Below are 25,999 nucleotides of genomic sequence, written 5' to 3' on the forward strand. Positions count from 1 at the left end.
CCGCCGCCGTGTCGCCGTGGCTGCCCACGGCACCCTGCACGCCCGGCCGGTGCGCCGCGCACCCCGGGCCCGCGGCCGCGGCCCGCGGCGCCGCCGTGGGCGTGCTCCGGCTGACCGCCGGGCTCGCCGCGGTCCTGCTCGGCGTGGTGCTGTCTCCGCTCACGGCCCCGCTGCCCATGGCGGGGCGCCGGCTCCTCGTCCGGTGCTGGTGCCGGAGCGTGCTGGGGGCGTTCGGCGTCCGGATCCGGGTCACCGGCCGTGCCGTGCCCGATGCCGGTCCGCTGCTCGTCGTCGCGAACCACATCTCCTGGCTGGACATCCCGCTGATCGCCGCCGTGCTCCCGGGCCGGATGCTGGCCAAGCGCGAGGTGCGCGGCTGGCCCGTGCTCGGACGGCTCGCCGCGCTCGGCGGGACGCTGTTCATCGACCGTGACCGGCTCAGGAGCCTGCCCGGCACCGTCGGCGCGATGGCCTGTGTCCTCGCCGGCGGCGGCCGGGTGATCGTCTTCCCGGAGGGCTCGACCTGGTGCGGACGGGCGCGGGGGGTGTTCCGGGCGGCCGCGTTCCAGGCCGCGGTGGATACCGGGTCCGATATCCAGCCCGTACGGATCGATTACACGCCCGTGGGAGCCGCCGCGTACGTGGGGGACGACACGCTGGGGGCCTCGCTGTGGCGGATCGCGACGGCGCGGAGGCTGGTCGCGGAGATACGGATATTGGATCCGATATCCAGCACCCAACATCCGGCATCGAGCAGCCGATATCCGGGATCCCATAGCCGATATCCGGTCCGACGTGTCCTCGCCCGCGCCGCCCACAGCGCCGTCGCCCTGGATCCGATCTACCCCATCCAGGATCCGATCTCCAACATGCGGGATCCGATCTCCGACATCCAGGATCCGCCCTCCAGGGCCACCCTCCCCGCCGTCCCCGCTCAGCCCACCGTCGCCAGAGAGAGCGCGAACCTCCCCGCCTCGTCCGTCCACCAGCGCGACAGCGTCAGTCCCGCCTCCGCCAGTTCCGCCCGCACCCCCTCCTGACGGAACTTCGCCGAGATCTCCGTCCGCAGCTCCTCACCCGCCTCGAACGGCACCACCAGATCGAGCTCCGGGATCTTCACCACGAGCGCGTGCCGCGCCCTCAGCCGCATCTCGATCCACTCCCGTTCCCGGTCCCAGAGCGCCACATGGTCGAAGTCCTCCGGGCGGGCGTCCGCCCCGAGCTCCCGGTCGATGACGGCGAGCACGTTCTTGTTGAACGCCGCCGTCACCCCGGCCGCGTCGTCGTAGGCCGCGACCAGCGTCGCCTCGTCCTTCACCAGGTCCGTGCCGAGCAGCAGCGCGTCACCGGGCGTCAGCATCCCCCGCACCGCCCGCAGGAACTCGCGCCGCTCGTCCGGCAGCAGATTGCCGATCGTGCCGCCCAGGAACGCCACGATCCGCGGCCCCGGCGTCGCGGGCAGGTCGAGGCCATGGGTGAAGTCGGCCACCAGGGCGTGCACGGCCAGCTCCGGCAGCTCCGCGAGCAGCGCCGCGCCCGCGCCCTTCAGCGCCGCCTCGCTCACGTCCACCGGTACGTACGCGACCAGCCCCGGCAGCAGCGCGTCGATCAGGTACCGGGTCTTCTCGGAGGACCCGGAGCCCAGCTCCACCAGGGTCCGCGCCCCGCTCGCCGCGGCGATCTCCGGGGAGCGGGCGATCAGGATCTCGCGCTCGGCGCGCGTCGGGTAGTACTCGGGCAGCCGGGTGATCTCCTCGAACAGGTCGCTGCCGTGCGCGTCGTAGAACCACTTGGGCGGCAGCTCCTTGGGAGTGCGGGTCAGGCCGTGGAGGACGTCGGCGCGCAGCGCGGCGTCCGTGGCGTCCTCGGGGAGGGTGCGGGTCAGCTGGAAGGGGCTCACGGGGAGGGCTCCTCGATGGGGCTGAGGACGACGCCGGTGCGGGCGGCGGTGAGGACCGTGCGGTCCGGCACCGCCGTCCAGCGCGGATCGTCGTCGTACGGTTCGGAGGCCACGACCGTCCGGTCGGGCCCGGTGAGGTAGCAGAGCGAATCCCCCCACGTCGTCGCCGCGATCGTCGCCCCGTCGGTCAGCAGCAGATTGAGCCGGGCACCGGGGGCGGCCTCCGCCACCTCCCGTACGGTGCCGGCGAGCGCCCGCCCGGGCGGCTCCCCGGCCCGCAGCCGGTGCAGCGCCAGCGCCCAGACCAGCGCCGAGTCCGTCCGCGCCTCCAGGGCGAGCAGTGCCGGGGCCGGCAGGGTCGCGGCCACCGGCGCCAGCACGTCCGGCCAGCCCGGAACGGCCCCGTTGTGGCTGAACAGCCACCGGTCGGACGCGAACGGCGCCGCGGCGGCCTCCCCGTCCGGCCCCGCCACGGTGGCCCCGCGCACGGCGGCGAGCAGCGCCCCGGTCCGCACCACCCGGGCCAGATCGGCGAAGCCCGGGTCGCCCCAGATCGGCGTGGCCCGCCGGTAGCGGGCGGGCACCGGATCGCCCTCCGCGTACCAGCCGACGCCGAAACCGTCCGCGTTGACGACGCCGCTGCGCTGCGTCTTCGGCTCCCAGGACTGCCGCTCCAGGGAGTGCGGGGGACGAAGCAGCAGTTCGCCGAGCGGCAACGGGTGTCCCAGAAAGGCCAGGTGACGGCACATCAGGCGGGCTCCGCGTTCCGGGCGGTGCGGAAGCCGGAGAAGATCTGCCGCCGCACCGGAAGGTCCCAGTTGCGGAAGGTGCCCCGGCAGGCCACCGGGTCGACGGCGAACGAGCCGCCCCGCAGCACCTTGTGGGCGGGCCCGAAGAAGACCTCCGAGTACTCCTTGTACGGGAAGGCCCGGAAGCCCGGATACGGCAGGAAGTCGCTCGCCGTCCACTCCCACACGTCACCGATCAGCTGCCGCACCCCGAGCGGGGACGCGCCCTCGGGATAGCTCCCGGCGGCCGAAGGCCCCAGGTGCCGCTGCCCGAGATTGGCGTGTACGGGCTCGGGGTCGGCGTCGCCCCACGGATAGCGGCGCGAGCGGCCGGTCGCCGGGTCGTACCGGGCGGCCTTCTCCCACTCGGCCTCGGTGGGCAGTCTGCGCCCCGCCCAGCGCGCGTAGGCGTCCGCCTCGTACCAGCTCACGTGCAGCACCGGCTCGTCCTCGGCCACCGGCTCGGTCACCCCGAACCGGCGACGCAGCCACTGCCCGCCCTCGTGCCGCCAGAACAGCGGTGCCTCGATGGCGTGTTCACGGATCTGCGCCCAGCCCTCCGGCTGCCACCACCGCTCGTCGCGGTAGCCGCCGTCGGCCATGAAGGCCAGATAGGAGCCGTTGGTGACGGGCACGGTGTCGATGAAGAACGACGGGACGATCCGGGTGTGCGCGGGGCGCTCGTTGTCGAGCGCCCACGGCTCGTCGGACGTCCCCATCGTGAACGGGCCGCCCGGCACCAGGACCTCACGCTCCAGCGGCCCGCCGGACTCCTTCACCGGCGGGGGAGGGGCGGACAGGGCCGCGGGCCCCTTCCGCAGCTGATGGGTAATCAGCATCGTCTCGTCGTGCTGCTGTTCGTGCTGCGCGATCATCCCGAAGGCGAACGCCGCCTCGACCAGCGGCCCGGCCCCGTCGAACCGGGCGCCGTCGAGCACGTCCAGGATCCGGCCGCGTACGTCCGCCGCGTACGCCCTCGCCTCGCCCGGCGCGAGCAGCGGCAGCGACGGGCGCGCCGCGCGCGGGTGCTGGAAGGCGTCGTACAGCGGGTCGATCTCGGGCCGCAGCGCCTCCCGCCCGCCGACCGCGCGCCACAGCCACTGCTCCTCCTGGTTGCCGATGTGCGCCAGGTCCCACACCAGCGGCGACATCAACGGCGAGTGCTGGGCGATCAGTTCACCGTCGTCCACGCACGAGGTGAGCAGCGCCGTCCGCTCCCGCGCCCTGGTCAGCGCCACCACCGCCCGCTGCTTCGGATCCCGTTCGGCCGGCGCGGTCATGACGCCACCTCCTGCAGCTCGTCGGCCGGGCACGCGCCCCGCAGTACGTATCGTTCGCGGAACGCGGCCACCGCGCCCGTCACCTCGGCGGTCGCCCCGATCCGGGGCAGCGCCTCCAGGGCGGCGGCGAACACCGAACGCGCGGCGGTGCGCAGCCCCGGATCCGTGAGGCCGTCCCGGGCAGCCGCCCGCCACAGCGGATTGCGCGGCGCCGGACCGGACCCGGCGAGCGCCACCAGCGGCGCCACCGCCCGCTCGGCCGCCTCGGCGGCCACCGGATCCTCGAAGAGCGCCGTGGTCACGGCCACCGGCACCATCCAGCCGTCCCGGCCGGACTGTGCGTCGATCATGCGCAGCTCCATGTGCCCGCGCGGTCGCACCGGCGGGAAGAGGGTCGTCAGGTGATAACGCAGGTCGTCCGCGTCGGCGCGGCGCGGCGCGCCCGTGCGCAGCCACTCCCGGAAGGTCAGCCCCTCCGGCACCGCCCACGGCCCGCTCTCGGTCCGTACGCACATCACCGGCGTGTCCAGGACGTGCGCCGCCCACTCGGCGCGCGGCTCGCCGTCCGCCGACGGGGCCAGCGCCCGCGACGGATCGAGCTCCGTCCACAGCGCCTGCCGGGTCGACCGCCAGCCGGTCCGCCGGCCGCCGTGCACCGGAGAGTTGGCGAACGCCGCCACCAGCACCGCGCCCAGCAGATGCGCGAGCCGCCAGCGCCGCCGGTAGCCCAGCGGCCCGGAGTCGTCGAGCCCGGCGTCGAGGCAGACCTGCACGGACGCCGACTCGCACATCATGGCCCGCCCGGCCGGACCCGTCCGGCCGAGGACGGTCTCCATGGCGTCGTAGCGCGGCTCGTGCAGCACCCGCGCGCGGGGCGCGTGCCACGGGTCGACCCCGTAACCGCTCAGGCCGAGTCCGAGACGAGCGAGCGCCTCCCGCACCGCCCGCAGATCGGCGGCGAGCGAGTCCAGGCACTCCATCAGGGAGGCGGCGGGCCGCGAGCTGAGCTCCAGCTGCCCGCCGGGTTCGAAGGTGAGCGCCGCCACCAGCGGCAGCGCCCGTACGGTGTCGATCGCCGCGGCCAGCCGGCCCGGCGGAACGGGAAGACGGGGATCACGCAGTTCATGGACGAGCCACTCCAGCTCGGCCCCGACCGTGCGCGGCGGCCCCGTCTTGAAACAGATGCCCCGCAACAGGGCCTCGGCCTCGCTCTCGGACAGCGGAGGACCGCCCCGGGGTATGCCGCCCGACGACGGTGTCGTCATCGCTTCACCTCCTGGGAAAGCGCTGATTCCACCTAAAGCCACGACTCCCGGGCGTGCAAGAGCGCCCCTCGCGCCTCGGCCTGAAAACCCTTTGTCGCCGACCACCCGGGTCGATCATGCTTCTGGCACATGAGCGCACGACTGCGGGCCCTCGCCCGCGAGACCGAGGAGATCGTGGCGGCGGGCCGCTACACCGCACCGGACGGCCGGACCGTCGACCTCGCCGGACAGCTGGCCGCCGCCCTGGCCGGAACCGCACTGCACGGCCCCGGACCGGTCGCCGTCACGCCCGACACCGACCGCACGACCACCCTCCAGGTCACCGGCGAGAGCAGCCTCGCCGCCGCCCGCCGGATGACCCGGGAGAACCCCGGCGCCCCGGTCGCCGTCCTCAACTTCGCCTCCGCCCGCAACCCCGGTGGCGGCTACCTCAACGGTGCCCAGGCGCAGGAGGAGGCCCTGTGCCGCTGCTCCGCCCTGTACGCCACGCTGCTGCGTGCGCCCGAGTACTACGAGCACCACCGCGCCGAAAGAGCCCCCTTCTACACCGATCGGGTCATCCACTCGCCCGGCGTGCCCGTCTTCCGCGACGACGGCGGGCGCCTGCTCGACGAACCCTTCACCACCGGCTTCCTCACCTCGCCCGCCCCCAACGCCGGGGTGATCCGACGCCGCACCCCCGAGCTCGCCGACCGCGTCCCGGCCGCCCTCGCCGCCCGCGCCGAACGGGTCCTGGAGACCGCCGCCGCGCACGGCTACCGCCGGCTCGTGCTCGGCGCCTGGGGCTGCGGGGTCTTCGGCAACGACCCGGCCGTCGTCGCGGGCGTCTTCAGGGCGCTGCTCACCGGTGACGGGCGGTTCGCCCGCCACTTCGACGAGATCGTCTTCGGCGTCCTCGACCGGACTCGCGACCGGGCCACCCTCGGGGCCTTCCGGCGCGTCCTGGGCCAGCCCGGCTGACATGCGGCTTTCGTACCCCCGTGCGAGTCTGGAACGAGATCCAGCCAGGAACGGGAGGCACGATCGTGGGCAAGAAACAGACCCGGGTCAACAAGGGCGCCCGTACCGGCGGCCATGAACACCGGACGGCCGCCGCCGCCAAGGAGACCTCGCACGAGCCCGCCAGGTCCGAGGCACCGCGCCCGACCCTGGACGTACCGTCGCACCGCAGGGAACGGAAGTTCGGGCACAACTGAGTCACGGAGCAGGGGTGGTTGACCGCCGAAGGGGCGAGGTGTGAATGATGTACCTCCGTTCACGCTCGTCCCTGGGGGGAACATGCGAACCATCCGTCGCACGGCCGGCGTCGCCGTCCTGTCCGCCGCCCTGCTCGCCGGACTCACCGCCTGCGCCGCCTCGAAGTCCGACGCCGACGCGACACCGGAACCGGCCACTTCGGCGCCGACCGCTCCCGCGAACATGGCGCAGGGCGACGGCGAGTTCATGGCCGACCTCAGGGGCGGCAGCGTCGAGAGCGCGATGGGTCAGCTGACCGCGACCATGCAGGTCGAGGACGTCTCCGGCCAGGGGCGGGAGGTCCCCATGAACGCCACCGACTGGAAGATCTGCACCCAGGATCCCGCGCCCGGAGCCCGGATCGAGTCCGGGAAGACGATCGTCCTCGGCGCGGTGAAGAAGGACGAGAACTGCTGACCGTACGAGGACGCCGTACGGGGACGTCGTACGACCACGCCGTACGATCTCGCCGTACGCGCAGGGGCCCGGCGCGATGTTCCGCGCCGGGCCCCTGCGCTCACCCGGTCACGCGCCCGGTGACGTGTCGTCGCCGACCGTGATCTCCTCCGTACGGGGCGCGGGCACCGCCGCGGCGGCGGCCGCGCTCGCGTCCGGCTTGATGTTGCCGAGCAGCTGACGGGCCACGCCGAGCCCCGCACCGCCCATGGTGAGTGCCTTGGCGAACATCTCCGCCATTCCGTCGGCGCCGTTGAGCAGCACCATCTGGTCGACGTTGCCGAACGCCGACGCGCCGGCCTCGACGATCTCCGGCCACTTCTCGGCGAGCTGCTGTGCGACCACGGCCTCCTGGTTCTCGGCGAGGGCCGCGGCCCGCGCCTTGATCGCGTCGGCCTCGGCGAGTCCCTTCGCCCGCGTCGCCTCCGCGATCGCGAGACCCTTGGCGTGAGCCGCGGCCGCCTCCGCCTCACCCGTCACCCGGGTGGCCGTCGCGGTCGCCGCGCTCGCCAGTTCGGTCTGCTTGGCCTCGGCCTCGGCCGCCAGGATGCGGGCGTCGCGCTCGGCCGCCGCCAGCGTCCGCTTCTCGTAGGCGCGGGCGTCGGCCGGCTTGCGGACGTCCGCCTGGAGCTGCTGCTCCCTGCGGTGGGCCTCCAGCTCGGCGACCCGGGTCTCCTCGACCACGACCTCCTGCCGGGCCGACGCGTCGGCGAGCGGGCCCGCCTGCCGGGCCTTCGCCGCCGCCCGGTCCCGCTCGGCCTGGTAGCCGGCCTGGAGGATCTCGCTGTCCCTGGTCGCCTCCGACATGCGCGCCGCGGCCTGCTGCTCCGCCTCGGTCGCCCGCCGGTTCGCCTCCGCCTGCGCGATGCGGGCATCGCGCTGGACGGCCGCCGCGTGCGGCGCGGCCAGGTTCTTGATGTAGCCGGTGGGGTCCTCGATCTCGTGGATCTGCAGCGAGTCCACGATCAGACCCAGCTTCTCCATCTCCGTGCCACAGGCCGAACGGGCCTGCCCGGTCAGCTTCTCCCGGTCACGGATCATGTCCTCCACCGTCAACCCGCCGACGATGGCGCGGAGGTGGCCGGCGAAGACGATGTGCACCCGCTCCGACATCAGCTTCTGCTGATCGAGGAAGCGGCGGGCGGCGTTGGCGATCGACACGAAGTCGTCGCCCACCTTGAAGATCACGACACCCCGCACCTTCAGCGGAATGCCCTGGTGCGTGACGCACTCCACGGACAGCTGGGTCTCGTTGAGGTCGAGCGAAAGCTTCCGCACCGCCTGGACGCCGGGGATCACGAGCGTGCCCCGTCCGGTGACGATCCGGAAGCCCATGCCTTCGCCGAGGCCCTCCGTCTTGTGGTTCGAACCCGAGATGACCAGCGCCTCGTTGGGCTCGGCGACGCGCCACATCAGTTTGAAAAGAGCGATCAGAACAACGACGGCGCCTGCGACGGCGCCCGCCAGGATCCCGAGGCTCATGGGCAAGGTCCCCCTTCACCGGACCCGTGCGGTTCCGGTGAAGGGAGTGTGCGCCCGGGGCGCCCCGCGATCAATGGATCGGTCAACTGTCGTATGCGGCTGTGACATACACGGTGCGCGGAGGGAGATGTTCCATGACCATGACGACCGTGCCGACCTCGATCCGGTCGCCGCCCGAGGCCGGATAGGCGAGGAAGTGCTCGGCGCCGCCGCGGATCCGGACGATGACCTCGCCCACGAGGCCGGGTCCGACGGTGCCGGTCACCCGGCCGAGCAGGCCCACCATCGAAGCGTCGTCCATGACCACACGGTACGTCAGAACCCGCTGCTCCGGGCCCGGACGCCGGCTCGTGGACCGGCTCGGCGCACGGGGCGGACCGGTCAGCGAACGCCGCGGATCGGTCAGCGCACGCCGCGGATCGGGCGCACCGCGAGCGCGCCGAGCACCGAGAGCACGGCGGCGACGAGGAACAACGCCGTGTAGCCGCCGCTGAGCGAGACGATCAGCGAGGCGACGAACGGCGCCACGATCTGCGGGCCGGCGTTGGCGACGTTCAGCACGCCCATGTCACGGGCGGCGTCCTCGGCCTTCGGCAGCACCATCGTCACCAGGGCCGTGTCCACCGCCATGTAGCAGCCGAAACCGAGGCCGTTGACGACGGAGAAGGCGAGCATCGCGGCCCAGCTCGTCGAGACGGCCGGGATGACGAGGGCGACGGCGGCGAGTGCGGCCGAGGCGCCGACGAACAGCTTGCGCCGGTCGAAGCGGTCGGAGAGCCAGCCGCCGAGCACCGTGGAGACGACCATCGCCACCGAGTTGAGCGGCGTCAGTACGGCCACCGCCGCCTCGGCGGACATCCCGGCGGGCAGGTCGGTGTGGTCCTTGAGGATGTAGAGCTGGAAGCCGGCCACCGCGAAGTAGCCCAGGATCAGCAGCGCGCGGCCGATGAACGCCCAGCGGAAGTCATGGGCCTTCAACGCGCTGCCGAAGGCCGCGAGCTGCGCCTTCACCGGCATCGGCGCCTTGCCCGGCATCCGCTCCTCGCGGGCGCAGGAGGTGAACAGGACGGCGGTCGCGGCGACGATCGCGCCGAAGACGAGGTAGCCGGTGCGGTAGTGCTCGGAGAAGGCCGCGCCGACGAGCGCGCCGATGGTCGAGCCGATCGGCAGGCCGAGGCCCACGGCGGCGGACGCCTTGCCGCGCGAGGTGAGCGGCACGCGGTCGGGCACCACGGAGGTGAGGGCCGCCTGGTAGACGTTCATGACGGCCTGGCCGAGACACCAGGCGATCATCACCAGCAGGATCGAGTGCACGCTGCCGAGCAGCAGCATCATCGGCAGGGCGAGCAGGCCGCCCGCGAGGATCCACGGGTTGCGGCGCCCCGAGCGGTCGGAGAGCGCGCCGGCCACCGGGTTGAAGACGGTCGCGAAGATCGCGGAGACACCGGAGACCAGACCGAAGTTGGCCACCTTGTCGGCCGGCGCGATGTCCTCGATCTGGAGCGCGAGGAGCATGCCGGGGACGCCGATGTAGAGCGCGTACATCGCCGTGTTGCCGGCGAGCAGCAACGGCAGCAGCCCGCGCGTCGGCCGCGGCCCGGCGGGGGAGGCGGGGCGGGCGTCGGCGTCGGCGCCGGGAGCGGCGCCGGGGGACGTACCGGGGGAGGAAAGGGCCACGGTGCCCTCCTGGAGTCATCGCCCGATGCGGGGGCGGGAGCGGAAAGGAACGAGGGGGTGGTGCGGGTGGTGCGGGTGATGTGCGGGTGATGGCCCACGTGCCGCTGGTGCACGGGGTGAGGGGGTGCAAGGAGTGGTGACACGTGTCAGTGACGCGTGTAAACCTTGTGTAGCACTCGATTCCGGCCATCCGCCAGACCCTGCGCCGGATCGTTCTGGAAAGATGCCGAACCGATGAGCCAGTCACCCAAGGCGTCCGCCGGACGCTCCGTCCCCACCAGCGCCGATGTGGCGCGACTCGCGGGGGTCTCCAGGGCCACCGTGAGTTACGTCCTGAACAACACCGCGGCCGTACGGATCAGCGAGCCCACCCGCCGCCGCGTCCGGGAGGCCGCCGAGGAGCTGGGCTACGTCCCGCACGCGGCCGCCCGCAGCCTGCGCGCCGGCCACAGTCGGACCGTCCTGCTGCCCACCGCCCACGTGCCGATCGGCCCCCTCTACAGCCGATTCCTCAGCGAGCTCCAATGGGCCCTGCGCCGGCTCGACTACACCGTGGTGCAGCACGGCAGCGTCGGCCTCGACCCGGACGAGGCGGCCCGCGCCTGGGCCGAGCTGCGCCCGGTCGCGGTGATCTCGCTCGGTCAGGTGGAGCTGACCGCCGCCGGTGTCGAACTGCTCAAGCGGGCCGGTGCCAGGGCGGTCATCACGCTCGGCCCGCAGCGGATCGAGGGCACCCACGCCCTCGTCATGGACCAGACCCGGGTCGGCCGCGTCGCCGGGGCCCACCTCGTCGAGCGCGGCCGGCGGGCCATCGGCGTCGTGATGCCCGAGGAGCCCGGCCTGGAGATGTTCTCCGTCCCGCGGCTGGAGGGCGTCCGCGCCGCCGCCGAGGAGGCCGGCGCCACCGTCGTACCGCTGCCGCTGCGGTACGAGGAGGAGCCGGCGAACGCGCTCGCCGCCCGCTGGCGCGAGCTGGGCCTGGACGCGGTCTTCGCGTACAACGACGAGTACGCGATGCTGCTCATGCGGGCCCTCCAGGACGCCGGGATCGCGATCCCCGGGGAGACCGCCGTGGTCGGCGCGGACGACCTGGTGCTCGGCCGGCTGCTGCGGCCCCGGCTCAGCACGGTGCACGTCGACATGGTCGGGGTGCGGGAGCTCGCCGAGCTGGTCGACCGCGCGGTCCGCGACCCCGATGCGGCTCCCGAGCGGCACGAGCTGCTCGACTCGCAGGTGGTGCACCGCGAGTCCAGCTGAGCGCCGACGGCTCCACCGGCTTAGCGTCGGTCCATGAGCACACACGCCAAGAGGCCGCAGCCGAAGGGCGGGCGCCCGCAGCGCTTCGAGATCCTGCTGGTGCCCGAGCACGTGGAGGACCGGGGCGGGGACTCCGTGGAGAACAGCGCCGTCCGCTCGGCGGTCGTCGAGTCGAGCGGACGCGTCGGCGAGTCCGGCTATCCGATCTACGAGGGGCACGGCCTCGTCGCGGAGATCGATCCCGAGACGCGGACCGTGGAGAAGCTGCTCGTCGACGGCCGGGAACTCGACTACGGCCTGACCGCGCTGATCCGAGGGCCGGAAACCGCTCGCGGCGGCCCGAAGGGGCGTTGACAGAACGGACGGTCGGGCGGAGACTCGGGCGCGACGGGAGCGAAGATTGTTTCACCAGGCGAACGGCGCTCCCGAACCGTCCGTCCAAGGCGCAGGTCACGTGGGAGAGAACCGATGAGCATCCGCGACGTCTACATCGTCGACGCCGTCCGCACCCCGATCGGAAAGTTCGGTGGCGCGCTCTCCTCCGTCCGCCCCGACGACCTGGCCGCGCACGTCGTCCGCGCGCTCGTCGACCGCAGCCCCGCCCTCGACCCGGCCCGCGTCGACGACGTCTTCTTCGGCGACGCCAACGGCGCCGGCGAGGACAACCGCGACGTGGCCCGCATGGCCGTGCTGCTCGCCGGGCTGCCCGTCTCCGTCCCCGGCGTCACCGTCAACCGGCTCTGCGGCTCCGGCCTGGAGGCCGTCATCCAGGCCGCCCGCGCCGTCGCCGTCGGCGACGCCTCCGTGGCCATCGCGGGCGGCGTCGAGTCGATGTCCCGCGCCCCCTGGGTGCTGCAGAAGCCCGAGCGCGCCTTCCCAGCCGGACACCAGCAGCTGCACTCCACCACCCTCGGGTGGCGGATGACCAACCCGCGGATGCCCGCCGAGTGGACCGTCGCCCTCGGCGAGGGCGCGGAACTGATCGCCGACAAGCACGCCATCAGCCGCGAGCAGCAGGACGCCTTCGCCCTCGCGAGCCACCAGAAGGCCGCCGAGGCATGGGCCAAGGGGCTGTACGACGGTGAGGTCGTCCCCTACGAGGGCGTCGACCTGGCACGGGACGAGTGCATCCGCGACAGCACCTCCATGGCGGCCCTGGCCAAGCTGAAGCCCTCCTTCCGCCGTGACGGAGGCACCGTCACGGCCGGCAACGCCTCCCCGCTCAACGACGGCGCCGCGGCCCTCCTGCTCGTCGACGAGGCGGGCCTGCGCGAGACCGGGCGCGAGCCGCTCGCCCGGATCCGCGCGTCGGCCGTCACCGGCATCGAGCCGCAGCTCTTCGGACTCGGCCCGGTGGAGGCCGTGCGCCGGGCGCTGGCCAAGGCCGGCCGCGGCTTCGCCGACCTGACCACCTTCGAGCTGAACGAGGCCTTCGCCGCGCAGTCCCTCGGCTGTCTCGCCGAGTGGCCGGAACTGGACCCCGCCGTGGTCAACCCGCGCGGCGGCGCCATCGCCATCGGCCACCCCCTCGGCGCCTCCGGCGCCCGCCTCGCCGGCGCGGTCGCCCACCAGCTCGCGGCCGCGGGCTCCGGCACGGGCCTCGCCGCGCTGTGCATCGGCGTGGGCCAGGGGCTCGCGCTGGTCCTGGAGCGCTGACACCCCGCGTACGCGAAAGAGGGTTCCGGACACACCCGGAACCCTCTCTTCGTCAGACCGCGGCCCTCGCCTCCGATCCCGCCCAGCGCACCCGTTACTGCTGCTGCGCCTCGGCGATCGACTTGCGCACCTCGTCCATGTCCAGCTGACGGGCCTGGCCGATGACGTCCTCGAGGGCCGCCTCGGGCAGGGCGCCCGGCTGGGCGAAGATCGCGACCTTGTCACGGACGATCATCAGGGTCGGGATCGAGCGGATCTCGAACGCCGCCGCCAGCTCCTGCTGCGCCTCGGTGTCCACCTTGGCGAAGACCAGGTCCTCGTGGCGCTCGGACGCGGCCTCGAAGACAGGACCGAACTGACGGCACGGACCGCACCAGGAAGCCCAGAAGTCGATCAGAACGAAGTCGTTGTCGCTGACGATCTGGTCGAAGTTGTCCTTGGTGAGCTCTACGGTGCTCATGCTTCCTGCCTCTCCGGGGCGGTCTCCTGGCGGTTTCCTCACGGTCCCCTCGGGACCCGCCACGCACAACGGCGTATCGAGCCGCGCTATTCCACGCCGCCGCCCCCAGACTGGAACCCATGACACTCGAGTACGACGTAGTGGTCCTGGGCGCGGGACCGGTCGGGGAGAACGTGGTGGACCGGGTCCGGGCGGCCGGGCTCAGCTGCGCGGTGGTGGAGGCCGAACTGCTCGGCGGCGAGTGCTCGTACTGGGCCTGCATGCCCAGCAAGGCGCTGCTGCGGCCCGCCATCGCCCGCTCCGAGGCCCGCAAGGTGCCCGGTCTGCGCGGCCACGCCTTCGGACCGCTCGACGCCCACGAGGTCTTCGCCCACCGCGACTCCGTCGTCGGGAACTGGCAGGACGACGGGCAGGTCGACTGGGTGCGGTCGACCGGCGCCGACCTCTACCGCGGCCACGGGCGGCTGGACGGCCCCCGCCGGGTCACCGTGCAGGCGCCCGAAGGCGACCACTACGCGCTGACCGCGCGGCACGCCGTCGCCGTCTGCACCGGCAGTCGCGCGGTGCTGCCCGAGCTGCCCGGGCTGACCGGCGCCCGGCCCTGGACGAGTCGCGAGGCGACCAGTTCCAGCCAGGTGCCGGACCGGCTCGTCGTCGTCGGCGGGGGAGTGGTGGCGGCCGAGATGGCGACGGCCTGGCAGGCACTGGGCTCCCACGTCACCGTGCTCGTACGGGGCGGGGGACTGCTGTCCCGGATGGAGCCGTTCGCCGGCGAGCACGTCGCCGCCGCCCTCACCGAACGCGGCGGCGAGGTCCGCACGGGTGTCTCCGTCACCGCGCTGGTACGGGACGGCGGCACCGGTCCGGTCACCGTCGTCCTGGCGGACGGCGACCACGTCGAGGGCGACGAGGTGCTGTTCGCGACCGGCCGCAGGCCGCGCACCGAGGACGTCGGCCTCGACACGGTCGGCCTGGAGCCCGGCTCCTGGCTCGATGTCGACGACAGCATGCGGGTGGCCGGATCCGACTGGCTCTACGCCGTCGGCGACGTCAACCACCGCGCGCTGCTGACCCACCAGGGCAAGTACCAGGCCCGGATCGCCGGAGCCGCCATCGCCGCCCGCGCCAAGGGAGAGGCGAACCCGGCCCCCTGGGGGCCGTACAGCGCGACCGCCGACCACGCAGCCGTGCCCCAGGTCGTCTTCACCGACCCCGAAGCCGCCTCCGTCGGACTCACCCTCGCCGCCGCCCGGGACGCCGGCCGCCCTGCCCGTGCCATCGACCTCGACCTGGCCTCGGTCGCCGGCGCGGGCCTCTTCGCCAGCGGCTACCGCGGCCACGCCCGCCTGGTCGTCGACCCGGAGCGCGAGACCGTCCTCGGCGCCACCTTCGTCGGCTCCGGCATCGGCGAACTCCTCCACTCCGCCACCATCGCCGTCGCCGGCGAGGTCCCCATCTCCCGCCTCTGGCACGCCGTTCCCGCCTACCCCACCCTGAGCGAGGCCTGGCTCCGGCTCCTGGAGGCGTACCGCGACGGAGCGGGCACCTCGTGACCCCGCCGGAGCGCGTCAACGAGTACGACGCCTCCTGCGCCCGCTGCGGCGGCGAGGTCCCCGCGGGCACCGGTCTGCTGCGGCACGGCCCCAAGGGATGGGAGGTCTACCACCCGCATCACGCCCCGGAGCCGGGTCCGCCGCCGCGCGGTGACCATCCGGGCTGGCACCGGCGGCCGTTGCTGTCGCTGGACATCGGATCCACCGGCCATCGTCCGGCCGTCGACCGGATCCGATCCGCGGCGCTGCGCGGCAGCGACGGCACGGTTCGCGATTGGGTCCTGGATATCGGATCCGATGTCCAGGGTCTCGGATCCGACGTCCAGGATCCTGGATCCAACCTCCACGGTCTCGGATCCAACCTCCAGGACCCTGGATCCAGCCTCCAGGATTCTGGATCCGGCATCCCGGATATTGGATCCAGGAGTTCGGACATGGGATCCGACACCCAGGATCCCACCGCCGCCCTCGACGAACTCGCCACCCTCGTCGCCGCCCACCTCGCCGCCCATCAGCTCCTCGTCGTCTGGTACGCCCCCCACGTCCTCTCCACCCTCCACGCCGAGCTCCTCCGCCACGACCTCGCCCCGCTCACCACCCGCCTCCCCGGCGGCGTCGCCCCGATCTGCGACCCCCTCGTCCTCGACCGTCACGCGGACCGCTACCGCCCCGGCAGCCGTTCCCTCCGCTCCGTCGCCAAGTGGTACGGAGTCCCGCACGCCCACCCCGGAGACCCCGGCTCGGACGCCGGGGCGGCGCTGCTGCTCGCCGACGAGATCGCCTCCCGGCACGCGCCGCTGGCCCGGCTCTCGCGCCCTGCCCTTCACACCGAGCAGATCCTCTGGCACGCGGAACAGATGAGCCGTCACCCCGAGGCCGCCGACTGGCCGTTCACGCCGGTGCAGCCGCAGCCCTGGGAGCCCCTGCCCGACCCGGCCCCCAGCGAACCGGTCCAGCCGGACTAGCCGGCGTCGACGCGCGGCACCAGCAGTTCCGCCGCCGCCCGCGCCGCCTCCAGTGCGGGCCGCGGGTCCCGGCCCGGGTCCTCGCCCAGGACGACGCGGGTGCTCAACCCGTCGAGGAGCGCGAGGAGTTCGGAGGCGCGGGCGGTGACGTCCATGGCGGCGAAGCGGCCCTGGGTGACGCCCTTGGCGAGGAGCAGCTCCAGGTCCTCGTGCCAGCCGCGGTCGAGTTCGCGCTGGGCGGTGCGGAGTTCCTCGTTGGCCGGGATGCGGGCCCAGAGTTCGATCCAGAGCGTCCAGCGCGGGTCGCGGGGGCCGCGTGGGAGGTAGAGCTCGAGGAAGAGGTCGAGGCGGCGGGGCGCGGTGAGGCGGCGGGCGAGGAGGGCGCGGCGCTCCTCGGCGAGGGCGGCCTCGCTCCAGCGCAGGGCGGCGAGCAGGAGCAGGTCCTTGCTGCCGAAGTAGTAGAGGATGTGGCCGCCGCTGGTGCCGAGCCGGTCGGCGAGGGCCGACATGGTCAGTGCGGCCAGGCCGTCCTCGGCGATGGCGTTCATGGCCTCCTCGAGCATCCGCTCGCGCGTGATGCTCCCGTCCCGCCGCCGTCCCGCCCGCGCTGCCGCTGCCACCGGTGCCGTGCCCTTCCTGGTCGCCCACTGCCGTACGGGCACGACCCTAACCGCTTCCCGCCGGGGTCTTGACGCGGCCGGAACCTCTCCCACATCTTGAATGCCGTTCAAGAAATTAGAACGTCGTTCAAGGAATGAGAGGGGCGCGGTATGCCCGGACACGAGACGACGCCCGACGCGGCCGGCCCAGCCGGCCCGGCGGGCAGAGCGGACGCCGCCGGCCCGGTGGGCCGCGACGAGGTCTTCCAGGTCGAGGGCCACGGCATCGACCCCATCCCCGACGCCGAACGCCACGGCGGCGCCAAGGACCTCTTCTGGCTGTGGTTCGGCTCGAACCTGACCTTCACCTACGTCATCAACGGCGCCCTCGCCGTCGCCTTCGGCCTGTCCTTCTGGCAGGCCACCCTCGTCGTCGTGCTCGGCGGGCTCTCCTTCTTCGTCATCAGCGCCGCCGGACTCAGCGGCGTCCGCACCGGCACCGCCACCCTCGTCATCTCCCGCGCCGCCTTCGGCGTCCGCGGCAACTGGCCCGCCGGACTGCTCAACTGGGTCGTCAGCATCGGCTACACCATCGTCAACACCGTGGTCGGCACCCTCGCGCTCGAAGCCTTCCTCGCCGACCTCGGCTGGCGCGGCGGCCACCTGCCGCGCGCCCTCGCCCTCGCCGTCACCCTCGCCCTGACCTTCGCCGTCGCCCTCTGGGGCCACGCCACCGTCCAGTGGGCCGAGCGCTGGATGGCCTACGTCCTCGCCGTCGGCTTCGCCGCCCTGCTCGTCCTCGTCCTGCCCGGCGCCGACACCACCGCCCCCGCCGCCGCGCCCGGCGCCTCCGGCTGGAGCCTGGCCCTCGTCGTCATGCTGGCCGGCCCCTTCTCGTACGTACCGATGCCCGCCGACTACACCCGCTACCTGCCGCGCACCACCAGCCTCAAGGCGCTCACCTGGAGCGGCGGCCTCGGCGGACTGGTCTCCTCGGTGGCCCTCGGCATCGCCGGAGTCGCCGCCGCCACCCAGGCCGACATGACCGACGCCGTGGCCGGTACGGAGGGACTGCTGCCGGGCTGGTTCCAGCCGCTGTTCCTCGCACTCGTCCTCGGCGGCTCGGTCACCAACTCGATCATCACGCTCTACTCCTCCAGCCTGAACCTCCAGGTCCTCGGCATCCCGTGGAACCGCGCCCGCGCGATCCTGATCAGCGCCGCCGTCACCGCCGCCGGTTCCCTCGGCGCCCTGTTCCTCGCCGACTTCACCACCTCGCTGCTCTCCTTCCTCTCCCTCCTCATCATCGTGTTCGCCCCCTGGGGCGGCGTCTTCCTCGCCGACATGGTGCTGCGCCGCTGCCGCTACGACGCCGAGGCGCTGCACGCGCACGGGCACGGCGCCTACTGGTACCGGGCCGGCTGGCACCCGGCCGGCACCGCCGCCCTGCTCGCCGGGATGACCTTCGCGGCCCTCACCTGCGACTCCGAACTGTGGACCGGACCGCTCGTCGCCCCGCTCGGCGGCGCCGACCTCTCCCTCCTCGGCGCCGTCGTCTCCGCCGCCGTGTACGTCCCCCTCGCCCGCCGCGCCGTCCGCCCCGCCTCCGCCTGACATCCCCTCCACCAGGAGAAAGACCCGCATGAACCACCCCGCCGACCTCCTCCTCACCCATGCCCGCATCCACACCGTCGACCCGGCCCTGCCCGAGGCCGAGGCGCTCGCCGTCCGTGGCGGACGGATCGTCTGGATCGGATCCGACGCCGATGCCGCGGCCGGAGCCTGGGCCGGACCCGGCACCCGGGTCGTCGACGCGGGCGGCAGGCTCGTCCTGCCCGGCTTCGTCGACGCCCACAACCACGTCCGCCTCGGTTCCGACGACGCCTGCGTCCAGCTCGCCGGCGCCCGCGACCTCCCTGAGATCCACGCCCGGATCCGCGCCTGGCGCTCCGCCCACCCCGACGCCCGCTGGATCGAGGCCGAGGCGTTCGACTACTCCGCGATCCCCGGCGGCCGGATGCCCACCGCCGCCGACCTGGACCCGGTCACCGGCGACACGCCGGCCCTCGTCCTCTCGTACGACGTCCACACGGCCTGGCTCAACACCGCCGCCCTGCGCCGTCTCGACGTCCGCCCGGACCGTACCGACCTGCCCTTCGGCACCGCCGTCACCGACCCGGCCACCGGCGAACCCACCGGATTCGTCAAGGACTTCGCGGTCAAGGGTCTCTCGCGCGACGGCCACCGCGCGCTGCGCGTGCTCGGCGTGCCGTGGGCCTCGGCCGACCGCCAGTACGGGCGGCTCGCCAAGAGCCTCGACGCCGCCGTCGGCTACGGCATCACCACCGTCGTCGAGCCCCAGAACTCCCTCGACGACCTCGCCCTCTTCCGGCGCGCCCGCGCCGAGGGCCGGCTGCGCTCGCGGATCGTCGCCGCGCTCTTCCACCCGCGCGGCACCACCGACGCCGACCTGGACGCATTCGCCGCGGCCGCCGCGGAGTTCGCCGACGACCGGCTGCGCGTCGGCCCGCTCAAGCTCTACATCGACGACGTCGTCGAACCCCGCACCGCCGCCCTCCTCGAACCGTACGCGGGCTGCGGCCACCACCGCGGCGACACCTTCTACCCGCCCGAGGAGTTCGCCGAGCTGCTCACCCGCCTCGACGCCCGCGGCTTCCAGTGCTTCGTGCACGCCACCGGCGACCGGGGCATCCGCACGGTCCTGGACGCCGTCGAACGGGCCCGCGCCGTCAACGGGCCGCGCGACGCCCGCCACCAGATCGTGCACGTCGAGTGCCTCGACCCGGCCGACACCCCGCGCTTCGCCGCCCTCGGCGTCACCGCGTGCATGCAGCCCCGGCACGCCGCCCCCGACATCGCGGGCCCCGGCCAGGACTGGGCCGAGAACATCGGCCCCGAGCGCTGGCACAAGGCGTGGCCGCTCCGGAGTCTGCACCGGGCCGGGGCCCTGCTCGCGCTGTCCAGCGACTGGAACGTGGCCGAGATGGACCCCCTGATCGGCATCCACGCCGCCGTCACCCGCCGCCCGCCCGGCGGCGGGGCGGCCTGGACCGCCGAGGAGACCATCGACGTCACCACCGCCGTCGAGGGCTACACGATGGGCTCCGCCCGCGCCAACTTCCTGGAGCGCGAACGGGGTTCGCTCACCGTCGGCAAGCTCGCCGACTTCGTCGTGCTCTCCCGCGACATCCTGCGCGTCGAGCCCGACGCCATTCCGGGCACGGTCGCCGAGACGGTCGTGGTCGGCGGCGAGGTGGTGCACACCGCGTGAAGGAGCCATTGACGGGCACGGGGTGGTGGGGCCCGGCTCCAAGATCGTAAGGTCGACGTCATGACGGAACGCGCCACCACCGAGCCGGGAGGTCCCCGGGTGATCGACGCCACCACCCATGTCCGCGTGGCCCGTCCCTCCCGGGACCTCGCCGCCGCCGAGCGGTTCTACGTCGACGGCCTCGGCCTCGACGTGCTGTGGCGCAAGGCCGACCCCGCCCCCGGCGAGCACGAACTGCTGATGGTCGGTCCGGCCGGCGGCGGCTGGCACTTCGAGCTGACCCTCGACCCGGCCGCCGAGCCGCCCCTCGTACCGAGCCCGACCGTCGACGACCTCTTCGTCGTCTATCTCGGCCGGCCGGTCGAGGACGCCCTGATCGACCGTCTGATCGCCGCCGGTGGCACCCGGGTGACGTCCCACAACCCCTACTGGGACGAGTACGGGGCCACCGTCGCCGACCCGGACGGCTACCGGCTCGTGCTCTGCTCCCGCACCTGGGGCTGAGGCCGCCGGGCGTCCAGGCGGCGGCAGGCACCCCCGTCCAGCGGGTTCCCGGCCACCCGACCAGGTGAAGCACGCCGTTTCGGTGCGGCGCCCCCGCCGAGGACGGCGGGCGCGCTCCACCATGTCCTGGGCGGGGCACACTCCGGTCTCCGCCCCACGCGCGCACACGAGGGTGGAGACGATGACCGGCAGACGCAGGGCGCTCGCCAGAATCCTGACGATGTGCCTGATCCTCGGCACCGGCGGTGCGTTGCCCTCGGCAGCCACCGCCGGTGCCGCCGAGGCGGCCCCCGCCGCCCCGGCCGACGACCGGGCCGCCGCCGATCAGAACACCATCTCCACCGACAACCTGCGCACCGGCTGGGACCGCAACGAACCCGGTCTCGCCCCCGGCCAGGTCTCCAGCTCCGACTTCGGCCGGCAGTTCTCCACCACCGTCGACGGCCAGGTCTACGCCCAGCCCCTCGTCGTCGGCGGCACCCTCGTCGTCGCCACCGAGAACAACAAGGTGTACGGGCTCGACCCGGCCTCCGGGAAGATCAACTGGACCAGGAACCTCGGCGCGCCCTGGCCCGCCTCCGCGATCAACTGCGGCGACCTCGTCCCCGACATCGGCGTCACCTCCACCCCCGTCTACGACCCGGCGAGCGGCTCCCTCTACCTCACCTCCAAGGTCGACGACGGCGCCGACACCCAGCACCCCAGCTGGTACGTGCACGCCCTCGACCCCACCACCGGCGGCGAACGCAGCGGCTGGCCGGTCAAGGTCGCGGGCGCCCCCACCAACGACCCGAGCCGCTCCTTCAACCCGTACACCGCCGCCCAGCGCCCCGGGCTGCTCCTCATGAACGGCTCCGTGTACGCCGGGTTCGCCTCCCACTGCGACCGCGGCCCCTACGTCGGCTACGTCCTCGGCGTCAACACCAGCACCCGCAAGACCACCCTGTGGGCCACCGAGGACTCCTCCGCCGACGGCAAGGCCGGCATCTGGCACAGCGGCGGCGGCCTGGTCTCCGACGGCGCCGGCCGGATCCTCTTCACCACCGGAAACGGCGTCACCCCCGCGCCCGGCCCCGGCAAGATGCCGCCCGGCCAGCTCTCCGAATCCGTCGTCCGGCTCGGCGTCAACAGCGACGGCACCATGTCCGCCCAGGACTTCTTCGCCCCGAGCAACGCCAACCAGCTCGACCTCAACGACACCGACCTCGGCTCCGGCTCCCCCGTCGGCCTTCCCGACAGCTACTTCGGCACCGGCGCCCACCCCCATCTCCTCGTCCAGATCGGCAAGGACGGCCGGCTCTTCCTCCTCGACCGCGACGACCTCGGCGGCCGCGGCCAGGGACCGAACGGCACCGACAAGGTGCTCGGCGCCTTCGGACCTTACGAGGGGGTCTGGGGCCACCCGGCCGTGTACGGCGGCGAGGGCGGCTACGTCTACACCATCGGCTCGCGCGGCCCGCTGCGCGCCTTCCGGTACGGCCTCACCGGCGACGGGAAACCCGCGCTGACCAACACCGGCCGCAGCCCCGAGACCTTCGGCTACACCTCCGGCTCTCCCGTGCTCACCTCCACCGGCACCAACTCAGGCTCGGCCCTCGTCTGGTCGATCTACGCGGACGGCTCCAACGGCGCGAACGGCCAGCTCCGCGCGTACGACGCCGTCCCCGTGAACGGCACGCTCAAACTGCGCTGGTCCGCGCCGATCGGCACCGCCGCCAAGTTCGCCACCCCCGGCACCGACGGCGGCCGGGTCTACGTCGGCACCCGCGACGGCCACGTCCTCGCCTTCGGCCGCCCCGCCAACGCCGCTCTCAACGGCAACCCCGTCGACTTCGGCAAGGTCGCCGTCGGCAGCACCGGAAACGCCACGGCCACCGTCACCGCCACCCGTGACGTCACCGTCAACTCCGCGAGCACCCCGTCCGGCAGCGCCTTCTCCGCGAGCCCGAGCGGCCTGCCCCGTACCCTGCACGCCGGCGACACCTACTCCGTACCCGTCTCCTTCGCGCCGACCACGCCCGGTTCCGACAGCTCGGTGCTCACCCTCGCCACCGACCTCGGCGAGAGCGCCGTCGGCCTGACCGGTTACGGCACCCGGCCCGGCCTGTACGCCTCGCCCGCCTCGCTCGACTTCGGCACGGTCGCCACGTCCACGAGCAAGTCGCTCGGCGTCACCTTCACCAACACCGGCACCGGGCCCGAGACCGTCTCCGCGTCCGCCCCGCCCGGCGCCCCGTTCAGCGCGACCGGACTCCCGGCGAACGGCACCGTCGTCCAGCCCCAGCAGTCCGTCTCCGTCCAGGTGACCTACGCCCCGACGACCGACGGCACCGACTCCGGCACCCTCTCCGTCACCGGCCAGAACGGCACCGCGACCGTCGGCGTCAAGGGCACCGCCGTCACCGGCCAGGCCAAGCTGACCCTCACCCCGACCTCGACCGACTTCGGCACCGTGAAGGTGGGGCAGTCCCTCACCAAGACCTTCGACATCAGCAACAGCGGCAACATCCCCCTCACCGTCACCAAGGCCAAGGCGCCCGCGGCCCCCTTCCAGGTCAGCACCCCCATCAGTGAGGGACAGGTGCTCAACCCCGGCGACGTGATCCACCAGGCCGTCACCTTCGCGCCGACCTCCGTCGGCACCGCGAACGCGAGCTACGAACTCACCGCCGACGACGGTCAGGGCGCCATCGCCGAGCGCCTCGTGGGCACCGGCGCCGCCGGCACCGGCGTCACCGTCCCCGGCCCCGACGCGGGCGGCTGGAGGCTCAACGGCAACGCCCAGATCTCCGGCACCGACCTCCAGCTGACCCAGGCCACCGCGAACCAGCGCGGCACCGCCGTCTGGCCCGTGCCCGTGCTCACCGACGGCCTCAGGGCCACCTTCACCACCGCCATCGGCGGCGGCACCGGAGCCGACGGCCTCGGCTTCGCCCTCCTCGACCCGGCCAGGACCACCCCGAGCGCGCTCGGCGCCCTCGGCGGCGGCCTCGGCTACAGCGGACTGCCCGGCGTGGCCGTCACCTTCGACACGTACGACAACGGCACCAACGACCCCTCGGCCAACTTCGTCGGCATCGCCACCAGCGGCAGCGGCTCCACCCTCACCTACGCCTCGACCACCACCAACGTCCCCGACCTGCGCTCCGGCACCCACGCCGTGACCGTCGCCGTCACCGGCAAGACCCTCACCGTCTCCGTCGACGGCACCCAGCGGCTCAGCACCGGCGTGGCCTCGCTCCCGCCCAGCGCGCTCCTCGCCTTCACCGGCGCGACCGGCGGCAAGACCGACATCCACGCCGTCCGCAAGGCGACCGTCACCGCCACCGCGTACGCCGTTCCGCCGCCCGGCCCCAACGGCTGGACGTACAACGGCAGCGCCGCGATGTCCGGCACCACCCTCGAACTCACCCCGCTCCAGACCTACCAGCGCGGTTCGGCCGTCCAGGCCACCGCCGTGCCCTCGGCGAACCTCAGGGCCCGCTTCACCGCCACCATCGGCGGCGGCACCGGCGCCGACGGGATGACCATGATGCTCCTCGACGCGAGCAAGGCCACCCCGAAGGCGCTGTCCGCCAGCAGCGGCGGCAGCCTCGGCTTCGCCGGACTGCCCGGCGTGGCCGTCACCCTCGACACGTACGACAACGGGGCGAACGACCCCTCGGCCAACTTCGTGGCCGTGGCCACCGGCGGCAGCGGCGCCACCCTCACCTACGCGGCCACGGCCACCAACGTGCCGAACCTGCGCTCCGGCAGCCACACCGTCGACGTCGTCGTGACCAGTACGGGCCGTCTCCAGGTCAGCGTCGACGGCACCCGGGTCATCGACGTCGCCGTGACCCTGCCCAAGAACGTCCTGGTCGGCTTCAGCGGGGCGACCGGCGGACGCACCGACCGCCACACCGTCACCGGTGTGCGGATCGGCTACTGACGCCGGCACGGCGACAGCGCGCTGACGCGCATACGGGCGGCGGCGGCCTCAGTGGCCGTCGCCGCCCGTCGGCCGTGCCGCCCCGAGGACCGGTGGTCGCGTCACTCCGGAAGGTCGCCGACCATCGCGCCGGCCAGGCGCAGATGAGGCGCCGCCTCCTCGCTCCGGCCCTGCCGCTCCAGAGTGCGGCCGAGCATCAGCCGGGCGTAGTGCTCGACGGGGTCGCGCTCCACGATGACCCGAAGCTCCGCCTCGGCCCGGCCGAGCTGGGCCGAGTGGTAGTACGCCCGGGCGAGCAGCAGTCGCTGCGCCGTCTGCTCCGGGTGCTCGGCGACCAGGCCGCGCAGGATCCGGGCCGCGGTCGGATACTCCTTCGCCTCGAAGAACATCTGCGCTCGGTCCCAGCGGTCGGCTGCCGTGCCGAACTCGTAGTAGGTCTCGTCGCTCACCGGGGCCTCGTCTCTCCTGTCGTTCGTGCTGACGGTCGCGACAACACCCGATGGTGGTTGAACATTCCAGCAATATTCTGGTGCGGGTCCCCGCCCCACGGCGCCCCGACAGGAATAGGTTGAGCGCCATGAGCAATCTTGATCGCCAGGCCGCCCTCCAGGTCTGCGGCGGCCGGGGCTTCGTGGTCGCCGAACCGGTACGGGAACTCCTCAGCCCCCGCCACGTCCAGCTCGGCGAATCCACCGAGGTCCGCCGACTGCTCCCCAACCTGGGCCGCCGCATGGTCGGTGCCTGGGTCTTCGTCGACCACTACGGCCCCGACGACATCGCCGACGAACCCGGCATGCAGGTCCCGCCCCACCCGCACATGGGTCTGCAGACCGTCAGCTGGCTCCACGAGGGCGAGGTGCTGCACCGCGACTCCACCGGCAGCCTGCAGACCGTCCGTCCGCGCGAACTCGGCCTGATGACCTCGGGCCGGGCCATCTCCCACTCCGAGGAGAGCCCCAAGGCGCACGCCCGCTATCTGCACGGCGCCCAGCTCTGGGTGGCCCTGCCCGACGCGCACCGGCACGTCGAGCCGCACTTCCAGCACCACGCCGAGCTCCCGCACGTCACGGCCCCCGGACTCACCGCCACCGTCATCCTCGGCGACCTCGACGGCGCCGCCTCGCCGGGCACCGCGTACACCCCGATCGTCGGCGCCGACCTCGCCCTCACCGCCGGCACCGAGACCCGGCTGCCCCTCGAACCCGACTTCGAGTACGCGGTCCTCGCCATGTCCGGCGAGGCCCACGTCGACGGCGTGCCCGTACTGCCCGGCTCGATGCTCTACCTCGGCTGCGGCCGCACCGAACTCCCGCTGCGCGCCGTCTCCGACGCGGGCCTGATGCTCCTCGGCGGCGAGCCCTTCGAGGAGGAGATCGTCATGTGGTGGAACTTCGTGGGCCGCACGGACGACGAGATCCGCACGGCGAGGGACGACTGGATGACGGGCGACCGCTTCGGCGAGGTGAAGGGGTACGACGGAGGCCGGCTGGACGCGCCCGAGGTTCCGGCGAACCGGCTGAAGGCCCGGGGGCGGGTGCGCTAAGCTGGGGTTTTCTCCTCGCGGTCGTTTCGCGGCAGGCTCGCTCGGCTGTGCCTCCGACTTTCGGCGTGCCACTGGGAGGGATGGTTTCGCACCTTCTCTCGGTGGCGCAGCCAGCGCGGCGCGCTTCTGTGGTGTGCTCGTGTGGGAGCAGGTCT

Annotated in this window: 24 protein-coding genes; 14 read left to right on the plus strand and 10 right to left on the minus strand. The window is 73.3% G+C overall.

Going from position 1 to position 25,999, the window contains the following annotated elements:
- Nucleotides 1-8 precede the first annotated feature (8 nt).
- Complete coding sequence (locus tag ACWEJX_RS14380; protein ID WP_451607811.1) at nt 9-1,040, plus strand: lysophospholipid acyltransferase family protein; 1,032 nt, start codon at nt 9-11, stop codon at nt 1,038-1,040.
- Here the strand turns inward: ACWEJX_RS14380 and egtD are convergent.
- From egtD to egtA, 4 genes are read right to left on the minus strand one after another with little or no spacing between them, the layout of a single operon-like run.
- Complete coding sequence (egtD, locus tag ACWEJX_RS14385) at nt 935-1,900, minus strand: L-histidine N(alpha)-methyltransferase (protein WP_451607766.1); 966 nt, start codon at nt 1,898-1,900, stop codon at nt 935-937. The two genes, ACWEJX_RS14380 and egtD, sit on opposite strands and share 106 nt — an antisense overlap.
- Nucleotides 1,897-2,649 (minus strand): ergothioneine biosynthesis protein EgtC, encoded by a 753-nt coding sequence (gene egtC, locus ACWEJX_RS14390; RefSeq protein ID WP_451607767.1) that lies wholly within the window; start codon nt 2,647-2,649, stop codon nt 1,897-1,899. Before egtC ends, egtD begins: the two co-directional genes overlap by 4 nt.
- Nucleotides 2,649-3,968: an ergothioneine biosynthesis protein EgtB gene (gene egtB, locus ACWEJX_RS14395; RefSeq protein ID WP_451607768.1), complete on the minus strand. Its 1,320-nt coding sequence runs from the start codon at nt 3,966-3,968 to the stop codon at nt 2,649-2,651. The genes egtC and egtB overlap by 1 nt, the downstream gene beginning before the upstream one ends.
- Nucleotides 3,965-5,233 carry an ergothioneine biosynthesis glutamate--cysteine ligase EgtA gene (gene egtA, locus ACWEJX_RS14400; RefSeq protein ID WP_451607769.1) on the minus strand — a complete coding sequence of 423 codons (1,269 nt, stop codon included), beginning with the start codon at nt 5,231-5,233 and terminating at the stop codon, nt 3,965-3,967. Before egtA ends, egtB begins: the two co-directional genes overlap by 4 nt.
- A 129-nt stretch (nt 5,234-5,362) precedes the next feature.
- Here egtA and ACWEJX_RS14405 point away from each other — a divergent pair, with 129 nt between their 5' ends.
- From ACWEJX_RS14405 to ACWEJX_RS14415, 3 genes are all read left to right on the plus strand, one after another.
- Nucleotides 5,363-6,193, plus strand: coding sequence for a TIGR02452 family protein (locus ACWEJX_RS14405; RefSeq protein ID WP_451607770.1), 831 nt, complete (start codon nt 5,363-5,365; stop codon nt 6,191-6,193).
- Nucleotides 6,194-6,213: 20 nt separating this feature from the next.
- On the plus strand, nt 6,214-6,429 hold the full coding sequence (locus ACWEJX_RS14410) for a hypothetical protein (protein WP_451607771.1): 216 nt from the start codon (nt 6,214-6,216) through the stop codon (nt 6,427-6,429).
- An 82-nt stretch (nt 6,430-6,511) separates the two neighbouring features.
- Nucleotides 6,512-6,886, plus strand: coding sequence for a PASTA domain-containing protein (locus ACWEJX_RS14415; RefSeq protein WP_451607772.1), 375 nt, complete (start codon nt 6,512-6,514; stop codon nt 6,884-6,886).
- 108 nt (nt 6,887-6,994) lie between these two features.
- Here ACWEJX_RS14415 and ACWEJX_RS14420 read toward each other — a convergent pair whose 3' ends face one another.
- From ACWEJX_RS14420 to ACWEJX_RS14430, 3 genes are all read right to left on the minus strand, one after another.
- Entirely contained in the window at nt 6,995-8,407 is a 1,413-nt protein-coding gene (locus tag ACWEJX_RS14420; protein WP_451607773.1) for a flotillin family protein, read from the minus strand.
- A gap of 82 nt (nt 8,408-8,489) precedes the next feature.
- Nucleotides 8,490-8,714 (minus strand): hypothetical protein, encoded by a 225-nt coding sequence (locus tag ACWEJX_RS14425; protein ID WP_403790144.1) that lies wholly within the window; start codon nt 8,712-8,714, stop codon nt 8,490-8,492.
- A 95-nt stretch (nt 8,715-8,809) separates the two neighbouring features.
- Nucleotides 8,810-10,084 (minus strand): MFS transporter, encoded by a 1,275-nt coding sequence (locus ACWEJX_RS14430; protein ID WP_451607774.1) that lies wholly within the window; start codon nt 10,082-10,084, stop codon nt 8,810-8,812.
- Between the two features lie 234 nt (nt 10,085-10,318).
- On the opposite strand from ACWEJX_RS14430, the gene ACWEJX_RS14435 reads away from it, so the two are divergent.
- The 3 genes from ACWEJX_RS14435 to ACWEJX_RS14445 all read left to right on the plus strand — a co-directional run bounded on the left by ACWEJX_RS14435 (nt 10,319) and on the right by ACWEJX_RS14445 (nt 12,997).
- On the plus strand, nt 10,319-11,341 hold the full coding sequence (locus ACWEJX_RS14435; RefSeq protein WP_451607775.1) for a LacI family DNA-binding transcriptional regulator: 1,023 nt from the start codon (nt 10,319-10,321) through the stop codon (nt 11,339-11,341).
- A 33-nt stretch (nt 11,342-11,374) separates the two neighbouring features.
- A complete protein-coding gene (locus ACWEJX_RS14440; RefSeq protein ID WP_403790150.1) occupies nt 11,375-11,695 on the plus strand; it encodes a hypothetical protein in 321 nt (106 codons plus the stop codon).
- Between the two features lie 114 nt (nt 11,696-11,809).
- Nucleotides 11,810-12,997, plus strand: coding sequence for a thiolase family protein (locus ACWEJX_RS14445; protein WP_451607776.1), 1,188 nt, complete (start codon nt 11,810-11,812; stop codon nt 12,995-12,997).
- 94 nt (nt 12,998-13,091) lie between these two features.
- Here the strand turns inward: ACWEJX_RS14445 and trxA are convergent, their stop codons facing one another.
- On the minus strand, nt 13,092-13,457 hold the full coding sequence (gene trxA / locus ACWEJX_RS14450; RefSeq protein ID WP_451607777.1) for a thioredoxin: 366 nt from the start codon (nt 13,455-13,457) through the stop codon (nt 13,092-13,094).
- A 119-nt stretch (nt 13,458-13,576) separates the two neighbouring features.
- Between trxA and ACWEJX_RS14455 the strand changes: the two genes are divergently transcribed.
- Both ACWEJX_RS14455 and ACWEJX_RS14460 read left to right on the plus strand, forming a co-directional pair.
- Nucleotides 13,577-15,010, plus strand: a complete 1,434-nt coding sequence (locus ACWEJX_RS14455) for a dihydrolipoyl dehydrogenase family protein (protein WP_451607778.1) — start codon at nt 13,577-13,579, stop codon at nt 15,008-15,010.
- Nucleotides 15,007-15,975 (plus strand): hypothetical protein, encoded by a 969-nt coding sequence (locus ACWEJX_RS14460; protein ID WP_451607779.1) that lies wholly within the window; start codon nt 15,007-15,009, stop codon nt 15,973-15,975. Before ACWEJX_RS14455 ends, ACWEJX_RS14460 begins: the two co-directional genes overlap by 4 nt.
- On the opposite strand, the gene ACWEJX_RS14465 is transcribed toward ACWEJX_RS14460, so the two are convergent.
- The gene (locus tag ACWEJX_RS14465; RefSeq protein WP_451607780.1) at nt 15,972-16,523 is read right to left on the minus strand and encodes a TetR/AcrR family transcriptional regulator; all 552 of its coding nucleotides are present in this window, start codon (nt 16,521-16,523) and stop codon (nt 15,972-15,974) included. The genes ACWEJX_RS14460 and ACWEJX_RS14465 overlap by 4 nt on opposite strands.
- 222 nt (nt 16,524-16,745) lie before the next feature.
- Here ACWEJX_RS14465 and ACWEJX_RS14470 point away from each other — a divergent pair, with 222 nt between their 5' ends.
- The 4 genes from ACWEJX_RS14470 to ACWEJX_RS14485 all read left to right on the plus strand — a co-directional run bounded on the left by ACWEJX_RS14470 (nt 16,746) and on the right by ACWEJX_RS14485 (nt 24,301).
- Nucleotides 16,746-18,188 carry a purine-cytosine permease family protein gene (locus ACWEJX_RS14470; RefSeq protein ID WP_451607781.1) on the plus strand — a complete coding sequence of 481 codons (1,443 nt, stop codon included), beginning with the start codon at nt 16,746-16,748 and terminating at the stop codon, nt 18,186-18,188.
- A gap of 28 nt (nt 18,189-18,216) precedes the next feature.
- On the plus strand, nt 18,217-19,866 hold the full coding sequence (locus tag ACWEJX_RS14475) for an amidohydrolase (RefSeq protein WP_451607782.1): 1,650 nt from the start codon (nt 18,217-18,219) through the stop codon (nt 19,864-19,866).
- Between the two features lie 60 nt (nt 19,867-19,926).
- Complete coding sequence (locus tag ACWEJX_RS14480) at nt 19,927-20,370, plus strand: VOC family protein (protein ID WP_451607783.1); 444 nt, start codon at nt 19,927-19,929, stop codon at nt 20,368-20,370.
- A gap of 181 nt (nt 20,371-20,551) precedes the next feature.
- Nucleotides 20,552-24,301 (plus strand): choice-of-anchor D domain-containing protein, encoded by a 3,750-nt coding sequence (locus ACWEJX_RS14485; RefSeq protein ID WP_451607784.1) that lies wholly within the window; start codon nt 20,552-20,554, stop codon nt 24,299-24,301.
- Between the two features lie 101 nt (nt 24,302-24,402).
- Here ACWEJX_RS14485 and ACWEJX_RS14490 read toward each other — a convergent pair whose 3' ends face one another.
- The gene (locus tag ACWEJX_RS14490; RefSeq protein ID WP_451607812.1) at nt 24,403-24,690 is read right to left on the minus strand and encodes a tetratricopeptide repeat protein; all 288 of its coding nucleotides are present in this window, start codon (nt 24,688-24,690) and stop codon (nt 24,403-24,405) included.
- Nucleotides 24,691-24,878: 188 nt separating this feature from the next.
- Here ACWEJX_RS14490 and ACWEJX_RS14495 point away from each other — a divergent pair, with 188 nt between their 5' ends.
- On the plus strand, nt 24,879-25,844 hold the full coding sequence (locus ACWEJX_RS14495) for a pirin family protein (RefSeq protein WP_451607785.1): 966 nt from the start codon (nt 24,879-24,881) through the stop codon (nt 25,842-25,844).
- Nucleotides 25,845-25,999: the final 155 nt, after the last annotated feature.

The organism is Streptomyces sp. NPDC004788 (assembly GCF_053601115.1).